The 8,302-nt window shown below is 55.7% G+C and carries 8 protein-coding genes and 1 riboswitch; of the genes, 3 read left to right on the top strand and 5 right to left on the bottom strand.

Features of this window, described 5'->3' with window-relative positions:
- The 5 genes from KKD83_11380 to KKD83_11360 all read right to left on the bottom strand — a co-directional run.
- Positions 1-485 (bottom strand): AIR synthase (locus tag KKD83_11380; GenBank protein ID MBU2536743.1); only part of this gene is annotated, 485 nt, incomplete at its 3' end.
- Positions 486-518: 33 nt separating this feature from the next.
- A complete protein-coding gene (nifS, locus tag KKD83_11375; protein MBU2536742.1) occupies positions 519-1,685 on the bottom strand; it encodes a cysteine desulfurase NifS in 1,167 nt (388 codons plus the stop codon).
- 1 nt (position 1,686) lies between these two features.
- Positions 1,687-1,929, bottom strand: coding sequence for an NIL domain-containing protein (locus KKD83_11370; GenBank protein MBU2536741.1), 243 nt, complete (start codon positions 1,927-1,929; stop codon positions 1,687-1,689).
- A gap of 1 nt (position 1,930) precedes the next feature.
- A complete protein-coding gene (cysE, locus tag KKD83_11365) occupies positions 1,931-2,644 on the bottom strand; it encodes a serine O-acetyltransferase (protein MBU2536740.1) in 714 nt (237 codons plus the stop codon).
- Between the two features lie 57 nt (positions 2,645-2,701).
- Positions 2,702-2,806, bottom strand: a riboswitch (TPP riboswitch).
- Positions 2,807-2,909: 103 nt separating this feature from the next.
- Positions 2,910-3,644: a HesA/MoeB/ThiF family protein gene (locus KKD83_11360; GenBank protein ID MBU2536739.1), complete on the bottom strand. Its 735-nt coding sequence runs from the start codon at positions 3,642-3,644 to the stop codon at positions 2,910-2,912.
- A 167-nt stretch (positions 3,645-3,811) separates the two neighbouring features.
- On the opposite strand from KKD83_11360, the gene selA reads away from it, so the two are divergent.
- From selA to KKD83_11345, 3 genes are read left to right on the top strand one after another with little or no spacing between them, the layout of a single operon-like run.
- Positions 3,812-5,191, top strand: coding sequence for an L-seryl-tRNA(Sec) selenium transferase (gene selA, locus KKD83_11355; GenBank protein MBU2536738.1), 1,380 nt, complete (start codon positions 3,812-3,814; stop codon positions 5,189-5,191).
- 30 nt (positions 5,192-5,221) lie between these two features.
- Entirely contained in the window at positions 5,222-7,072 is a 1,851-nt protein-coding gene (gene selB / locus KKD83_11350) for a selenocysteine-specific translation elongation factor (GenBank protein ID MBU2536737.1), read from the top strand.
- Between the two features lie 54 nt (positions 7,073-7,126).
- On the top strand, positions 7,127-8,236 hold the full coding sequence (locus KKD83_11345) for a mechanosensitive ion channel family protein (protein MBU2536736.1): 1,110 nt from the start codon (positions 7,127-7,129) through the stop codon (positions 8,234-8,236).
- Positions 8,237-8,302: the final 66 nt, after the last annotated feature.

The raw sequence follows: 8,302 nt of genomic DNA, 5'->3' as shown, positions 1-8,302 counted from the left end.
CGGTCGCCAACCCTGGCATTGGACGGAGGGGTAAGCTGCTCTTTTTTCCCGATGCCAAACATGGTGCAGCCGCCATTCAGCGGGTAGCCTATGCCGGGGTATATGCCGGTGTGACCGCCGATGATGGCGATGCCCAGCTTTTCGCATTCCCGGTGGGTATCCATCCAGATATCTTCCAGCACCTTGTCCTCGGTGCCCGGGGGCAGCATCAGGCAGATGGTCATGTACCTGGGCGGTATGCCGAGCACGGCGACATCGCTGGCGCAGATATGCACGATTGCCCAGCCGAAGTGTGGCATGAGCACTGGCAAGCCAAAGGTCGGGTCTTCAGCAACCACCATGACCTCGCCGCCCGGTAACTCGACAACGGCGGCGTCAACGCCGTGCTTGGGTCCGATCAACACCGAGCGGTCGGCTTTGCCAAGATGGGGGAAGATGACCCGGTCAAACGTTGCTTTGTCTACTTTGCCTATTTCCGGTAGCATGTTTCCTCCTTCGTAGTAATAATTATGAAAGAGTTAATGACGGCTTTTCAACAGTGGAGACATGGCTCTCAGTTTGGCTACAATACGGGGCAATACATCCAGCACCCGGTCGATTTCTTCCTCCGTGGTCCACTTGCCCAGGCTGAACCGCAGGGAACTGTGAGCCTGCAGTGGATTCAGCCCCAGTGTCAGCAGGACGTGGGATGGTTCGGTGACGGCGGAAGTGCAGGCAGAACCGGTCGAACAGCAGATGCCTTCCTGGTCAAGTTTAAGGCACATTGACTCACCCTCAGCATACGAAATGCTCACGTTGACATTGTTGGGCAGCCTGACCTGCGGGTGGCCATTGAGTCGGGCATGCTCTACGTTCTCCAGAATACCTTTGATTAATTTATCACGGAAGTGGCTTACCCGTTCCGCCTCTTCAGCCAACTCCTGCTGCGCAATCTGTGCCGCCTTTCCCAGGCCGACGATGCCGGGAACATTGTGGGTGCTGGCTCTCCGCCCGGATTCCTGCTCACCGCCATGCATGAAGGAGACAACCTTGGTGCCTTTTCTGATGTAGAGAGCCCCCACTCCCTTGGGACCGTACAGCTTGTGGGCGGACATGGAGAGCAGGTCAACACCGAGTTCATCCACGCTAAACGGGATGTGCCCGACAGTCTGCACGGCATCGGTATGCAGATAGATGCCAGCTTCCCGCGTAATCCTGGCGATTTCGGCAACTGGCTGAATGGTGCCGATCTCGTTGTTGGCGTGCATAATGGAAACGATGACTGTTTTGTTGGTAATCGCGCGACGGACGTCTTCGGGGTCAACCATACCGTGCTCGTCCACCGGCAGGATGGTCACCTCGAATCCCTGCGTTTCCAGGAAGTGGCATGTTTCCAGAATGGCATGGTGCTCAATGGCAGAGGTGATGATATGATTTCCCCTATCCTTGCTGGCATAGGCCACGCCTTTAAGCGCGGCGTTATCGGCCTCGGTACCGCCGCTGGTGAAGGTGATTTCCTCATTGCTGGCGCCAATGAGCGCCGCTAGGCTGGCTCTTGCTGCCTCGATGGCTTCTTTGGCATCCTGCGCGCAGGCATAGATACTGGAAGGGTTGCCAAAAGTCTGGGTGAAGTAGGGAAGCATCGCCTGAACGACGTCCGGGTGGGTTGGCGTGGTGGCGGCATAGTCAAGATAGATACTCCTCATACTAATGCTCCTCGCTTTCACCATCTACCGGGTCAACGCGTATCCCCTTGCTGGTGACCCAGGCAATGCCCTGTTCAATATCGTCTTCCTTACCATCCAGTTCGAGCGTAATCCAGCCTTCGTCTTCCGAGATATTGGCGCGAAGGATATTGGTAACAAGGTTATACTGCTGCCCGAGATTATAGATGATTGGCTCTGGGATGTGCTCCTCACCGAAGCTAAACATGACGCGCCGCTTGCTCATCTTACTCCTCTTTTTCTTCCAGTTCCTGCTCCATCCGCTTTCTCATCTCCTCCAGTTCATCACCGGAAACGCGGATGCCGCTTTGCTTCTCAAGTTTACTCAGCCTTTCCTCAAGCTTGTCCTGCTCTCTCAGCACCAGCCTGATGGCCTCGGCAATCGGGTCCGGCAATTTCCCGTGCTCCAGTTCCGGTATTGGCTTGTGGCTATCTTCCACCGACCGCCCCGGAACACCTACCACGGTAACCCCGGGCGGGACTGATTTGATGACCACCGAGCCGGAACCGATACGGGCGTTATCGCCGATGGTTATGGGACCCAGCGCTATCGCCCCGGCGCCGATGACCACATTATTGCCCACCGTGGGGTGGCGCTTTTTCTTCTCGGTGGTCGTTCCGCCCAGTACTACCCCCTGGTATATCAGGACCTCATCGCCGATCTCAGATGTTTCCCCGATGACGACCCCGGCGCCATGGTCGATGAAAAACCGGCGGCCGATGGTGGCCCCGGGGTGTATCTCAATGCCGGTGAGAAAACGGCCGAGGTGAGAAAGGAGGCGTGCCAGCAGGCGAAATTTGTGCCGCCATAAAGAGTGCGCTATCCGATGCAGCCACAGGGCATGGAGGCCCGGATAGCAGGAAAGGACCTCCAGGGTGCTCCTTGCTGCCGGGTCTTTGGCGAATACGGTCTGAATATCTTCCTTTAATATCTTAAACATACAATACGCTCACAAATCAAAAACCAAGGGCTCCGGCGGTTACTTCAAGACCCTTGGTCCAAGCTACTGCCGCTTCCCTACGCTCGCATTACCGAGGTCAGGTCCACAGGGTTGTCCCTCCGCGGAAGGACTCTCAGCCCTCAGGCACCCCTAGCGGTTTATTATTCTCTTCTAATTTAATTAATATAGCACAGGCTCGGTGAAAATGCAACGTATTCAAGGATAGCACTGATGGTTACGTTTCCCACCATCTCCGTCCTCCGTCCTACTTCAGATGACCGCAGTGCTGGCAATTCGGGTCCCGTTTCACTTCCAGTTTGGTAAACTCGAGATTGAGCCCATCATACATCAATAACTGGTCGGTCAGGATTTCCCCGATTCCGGTGAGATATTTGATGACCTCGGTTGCCTGGAGGCAGCCGATAACCGCCGGCGCCACACCAATTACGGGAAATTTCCCCTCGGTAACGCGTCCCTGATAGATACACCACAGGCAGGCTGTCCTGCCCGGTATCACCGTCATCGCCCGGCCCTCAAAGCCGTATACCGCCCCGTGGAAGAAGGGGATATTCTTTTCAATGGCTGCCCGGTTCAATACGTACCTGGTGGGAAGGTTGTCCGTAGCGTCAACGATAAGGTCACAATCATCGACCAACCGGGAAACGTTCTCCTCGGTTATCATCTCGGCAATAGCTTCTACAGTTATATCTTTATTCAGGTTTTTCAGCTTCTGTACGGCGGAGTCTATTTTCCTTTCACCTATGTCTCCATTCCCGTGAAGGATTTGCCGGTTCAGGTTGCTGAGCTCGACGGTATCATGGTCGGCGAGTCTTATGGTGCCGACTCCGGCAATAGCCAGATAGATTGAAATCGGGGAACCAAGCCCGCCGGCACCGGCAATGAAGACCCTGGCCTTTTTCAGCTTCTCCTGTCCATCTTTCCCGATGCCTTTTATCATAATCTGCCGGTCATACCTTGCCAGTTCATCTTCAGTCAACATTTTGGCTCTCTCCTTTTTCAGGCAAGACCATCCTGTTATTTCGGGCTATGCCGTGTCCATTGTAGCAATTAATAATAAACAGTTAAAGGTAGTAAAGCACCTGGAAATCACTGTCAATCTGTATCAGGGTGAATTCATACTAGAAGTGTCCACCGCCATCGTGTAAAATATGGAGCGTGGAAAGCGAGTTCAGAAAAATACCCAGTGTGGACAGAGTTCTGGCCGACAAACGGCTGAGACCGCTCGTGGAGACATACCCACATGACCTGCTGGTAAAGATGGTACGGCAGCACCTGGAGCAGGCGCGGACAGCTGTCGCCGCCGGGAAAAAGGTTCCGTCCCTGTCCAGAATTGCGGAAGCGGTATATAATCAGGTGAAGACAATGGAGATGCCCAGCCTGCGACCAGTTATCAATGCCACCGGGGTCATTCTGCATACCAATCTGGGCCGTGCCCCACTGAGCCCGGAAGCAACCGCGGCGATGGATACCGTAGCCAGAGGTTACTCCAATCTGGAGTTCAATCTGGAGAGCGGTACAAGGGGCTCGCGGCAGGTGCATGTGGAATCGCTTCTATGCCAGCTCACCGGGGCTGAAGCGGCGCTGGTGGTGAACAACAATGCGTCAGGGGTATTGCTGGGGCTGACGGCACTGGCGAAGAGGAAAGAGGTAATCGTCTCCCGGGGGCAGGCGGTGGAAATCGGGGGCGGCTTTCGCATCCCCGACGTGATGCGGCAGAGCGGCGCCAGGCTGGTGGAGGTCGGGACGACCAACTGTACGTATATCAGCGATTACGAACAGGCAATCAGCCCGCGGACGGCAGCCCTGATGCGGGTTCATTCCAGCAACTTCCGGCTTATAGGATTTACCACTGAAGTGGAACTCAAGGACCTGATGGCGCTGGCGGAAAGGAATGGTCTGCCCGTCCTGGATGACCTGGGCAGCGGCTGTTTTCTGGATACGACCGCGTTCGGGCTGGCTCTAGAGCCCATGGTGCAGCGCAGCATAGAGCTCGGCGTCGGGCTTGCCTTCTTCTCCGGCGACAAGCTGGTAGGAGGCCCGCAGGCGGGAATCATCGTCGGCAGGAAGCAGTTTATGGAAAAGCTGCGCAGACACCCGCTGGCCCGGGCAGTGCGCATTGACAAAGTGCGGCTTGCCGGGCTGGCCGTCACGCTGCTTCACTACCTGAAGGGTGAAGCAACCAGCAAGATACCGGTGTGGAGAATGGTCGCCACACCAATGGCGGATATTGAGAAGCGGGCCGGGGAATGGGAAAAGGCACTCGGCGGCATGGCACGCGTGATCGATGGCGAGACGATGGTCGGCGGCGGCAGCCTGCCGGGAGGGACCCTGCCCACGAAACTGGTCGCTATCGGAGATGGAAAAGACCGCAACCTGGCGCAGCGAGCTGTTCGCAAACTACGCTCCTGGGAAACGCCGGTGGTGGGGCGGATCGCCGACGATATCCTTCTTCTTGACCCGCGCTCGGTGCTTCCCGAAGAGGATGAAATCGTATTGAAAGCACTCCGCAACCTGACTTCTGATTGATATCACACCTCGTGAGTAAAGGCGGACGAGATGTACGTTCTGGGTACGGCAGGCCACATTGACCACGGCAAATCGGTTCTGGTGCAGGCGTTAACCGGAATCGACCCGGACCGGCTGCGCGAGGAAAAAGAGCGCGGTATGACTATAGACCTCGGTTTTGCCTGGCTGAAGCTGCCGAGCGGACGCGAGGTGGGCATCGTCGACGTTCCCGGACACGAGCGGTTCGTCCGGAATATGCTCGCCGGCGTGGGCGGCATTGACCTGGCACTGCTTATCGTTGCCGCCAATGAGGGAGTCATGCCGCAGACCAGAGAACATCTGGCGATTATCGACCTGCTGGAGATACGCAGCGGCATCGTGGTCATCACCAAAAAGGACCTGGTTGATGAGGAACTGCTGAGCCTGGTCCGTATGGAAATAGAAGAACTTATCGGTGCCACCACCCTGGCCGGGGCGCCGGCAGTTGCCGTATCAGCGTTGAATGGAGAAGGCCTGCCGGAACTGGTGGCGACGATTGATGAGTTACTGGGCTCCGCAGAGCCGCGGCGCGACCTCGGCAGGCCCAGGCTGGCCATCGACCGTGTCTTCACCATGACCGGGTCAGGCACCGTAGTTACGGGAACATTAATCGATGGCTCGCTTTCCGCGGGACAGGAGGTGGAGATACTGCCTTCAGGGTTGAAGTCGAGATTGCGCGGGCTGCAGTCACATAAAACGCGCATTGAGGTTGCCACCCCGGGGAGCCGGGTGGCGGCAAACCTGGTGGGCATCAATACTTCCCAGCTGCAGCGCGGTGATGTGCTGACCAAACCGGGATGGCTGCTTCCCACCACGTTAATAACCGTGAAGCTGCGGCTGCTCGGCTACCTGCACCGACCCTTAAAGCACGGTGCCACCATCAGCTTCCATACCGGGGCGGCGGAGGCGATGGCCAAACTCCGCCTGCTGGAGGGAGACGAAATCAAGGCGGGACAGGCTACCTGGGCACAGGTCATGCTTGACCGGCCGATATCAGCGGTCAACGGCGACCACTTTATCGTTCGTTCTACGATGGAAACCCTCGGTGGTGGCAAAATCATCGAGGCGCAGACGAAACGGCTCCGCCGCTTTCGTGTCGATGTTATTGAGAACCTGGAAGCCAAGGAGACGGGGACTGCCGAAGAAATGGTACTGGCGCTCGTGGAGACAAAACAGCCGCTGGAAACCTCTGTACTGGTGTCCGAGCTAAACCTGAAAGCCGATGAAGTAAGGGCGGCGGTTGGTGCCCTTGCCGAGCAGGGGAAGGTGGTTGACCTGGGTCGAGAAGGTCATTCCCTGCTGGTAACGGTCAAAAGGTGGGAAAGCCTGGTCCAAAAAACGAAAGACGCTCTTCAGGAATACCACCAGAAGTTCCCGACTCGCCCGGGGATGCCGAAGGTGGAGCTGGGGAGTCGGCTGAAACTGGGAACATACGCTGCCACTGCTTTTCAGAAGATGGCGGCACAGGATGTAATCGCTGATGAGGGCGCAGCAGTACGGTTGCTGGCGCATCAAATAAAGCTAACCCAGGCCCAGCGGACCAAGACGGATGCCTTTCTCCGCTCGCTTAAGGACAACCCTTACGCCCCGCCCAGCAACCTCATTCCCGAGACCGACCTGCTCAATCTGCTCATGGAACAGCACCGGGTAGTGAAGGTAGCCAGTGACGTGGTCTTTGCCGCGCCTGTATATGACGAAATGGTGGAAAAGGTGACCTCTCGCATCAAAAGCCAGGGGCAGATAACGCTGGCGGAGGTGCGGGACATGTTCCAGACCAGTCGCAAGTATGCCCAGGCTCTGCTGGAGCACCTGGACGGGAAGAAGATAACACGGCGGGTAGGTGACGCGCGTGTGCTATATTAAGTGTAGTTTAGAAGTAGTATAATTTGTTTACCTGTTGCAGTGGAGGTACCTGATATGTGGGAATGGATTACAAATAACAGCTGGTGGCTCTTTATTGTCTCCGCATTTGCACTCATTGTTCTGCTCATTATTAAGGGCCGTGTCCAGGGCAGCATCGGAAGATTGGTATCAGAAGAACATACACCCGGTATACATAGGTGGATAAACATCACTTTCTGGACCTTGGAGGGCATCGCGCTGGTGCTTATAGGTATGACAGGAATAGCCATAATCTTATCTGAAGAGGGCATTTACAATGTGATTACGGTGGAGATGATGCAGACGTGGTTTCTGGAGCATGGCACCCGTATTCTCATCATCCTGCTGGTGGGATTTGTCCTCTGGTTTGCCCTGAAGAGATATCTCCCTCCGATAATACAGCGTTCCATGGCCAAGCCTAAGCGGGGCGAGAGCCGGGAGGGAATGAAAAAAAGGGCGGATACCATCCAGTACGTCTTCATCGGGCTGGGGAAGGCACTGATTACTCTGCTTATCCTCTTCATGATTCTATCTGAACTTAATGTATCAATCGGGCCGATACTGGCTGGTTTTGGTATTGCCGGTATTGCGGTTGGCTTTGGTGCTCAGTATATGATCCGGGACCTAATCGCAGGCGTTTTCATTCTGCTGGAAAACCAGTACCGGGTGGGTGATGTGGCCCGCATTGCCGACATTGCCGGTCTGGTGGAGGATATAACCCTGAGAAAGACGGTGCTCCGCGACCTGGATGGCATTGTACACCACATTCCCAATGGAGAAATAAAGGTCGCCAGCAACTACACCAGACACTTCTCCCGCGTCAACCTAGATGTCTCGGTCTCCTACGGCACCGACCTCGACCACGCTATCAGCGTCATCAACCGCGTCGGCCAGGAACTGGCGGAAGACCCGAACTGGAAGTGGCGTATCAGAACCACACCTCAGGTGCTGAGAGTGAATAAACTGGGCGACTCTGGAATTGACATCAAAATTCTGGGAGATGTGAAGCCTCTGGAACAGTGGAATATTATGGGTGAGCTGCGTTATCGAGTGAAAAAGGCATTTGATGCGGAGGGAATTGAGATACCGTGGCCGCATACCAAGGTATTTTTCGGCAATTCACCATGGGAGGAGGGAAAGCGGTAAAGGGATGTCAAAAGCAACGTGTAATTACTTCTTTCCCGTTATTCCTGTTCAAAGCCGCTGATCATG

Source organism: Chloroflexota bacterium, from assembly GCA_018829775.1.
In the GTDB taxonomy this organism is placed as follows: domain Bacteria; phylum Chloroflexota; class Dehalococcoidia; order Dehalococcoidales; family RBG-16-60-22; genus E44-bin89.
The sequence above is the reverse complement of the archived record's forward strand: the minus strand, read 5'-3'. Positions and strand labels throughout refer to the sequence as shown.